Source organism: Cecembia lonarensis LW9, assembly GCF_000298295.1.
GTDB lineage: Bacteria > Bacteroidota > Bacteroidia > Cytophagales > Cyclobacteriaceae > Cecembia > Cecembia lonarensis.
On the sequence record NZ_AMGM01000283.1, the window covers coordinates 1 to 712 of the forward strand.

Consider the following 712-nt stretch of genomic DNA (forward strand, 5'->3'; position numbering starts at 1 on the left):
GGTGGCGGTATAGGTCACCGTGGTGCTGCCCACAGGGAAGAAGCTTCCCGGCTCAAAGTTGCTGGTCAGGTTCACTGAACCACTGTTATCGGTAGCGGTCGGTGGGGTCCAGTTGACCACAGCCCCGCAACTTCCTGCATCATTGGATACGGAAATGTCCATTGGACAGTCACTGATGACCGGTGCTTCAGTATCGGCATCTTCTGTAACTGTTACCGTGAAGCTGCAGTCTGTGGAATTTCCTGCCTCATCGGTGGCCCTGTAGGTCACAGTGGTGATGCCCAGTGGGAATACTTCCCCGCTGGCCGGTCCGCTGATCAATTGGACATTGGGAGTGCCGCAGTTGTCAGTGGCAATTGGAAGGTCATAAGTTACAACTGCTCCTGTTTCCCCTGAGGCTATGGTGGTATTTATATCATCAGGGCAATTGATCTCTGGTGCATGGAAATCCCTAATGGTAACGGTCTTAATGATTTCATCTGCCTGGTTACCTGCGGCATCTTGGGCACTGTATGTAACTATAGTGACGCCCAAAGGAAAAGGATCACTGAATGTAAGACCATCACTTCTCGTTCCAATAACAACGATTTCCGTGTCACAGTTATCGGTTGCAGTAGCTACTGGAAATTCTATAAATGCTTCACAGAATGAAGAGGATCCATTGAACTCTAGATCCCCTGGATAGAATATCACCGGTTTTTCATTATCGTTT

1 protein-coding gene is annotated in these 712 nt (G+C 49.0%); it reads right to left on the bottom strand.

Annotation, left to right across the window (positions count from 1 at the left end; all coding sequences use genetic code 11):
- Nucleotides 1-712: HYR domain-containing protein (locus B879_RS21335; protein ID WP_040401629.1), on the bottom strand; the 712-nt coding region annotated here is incomplete at both ends.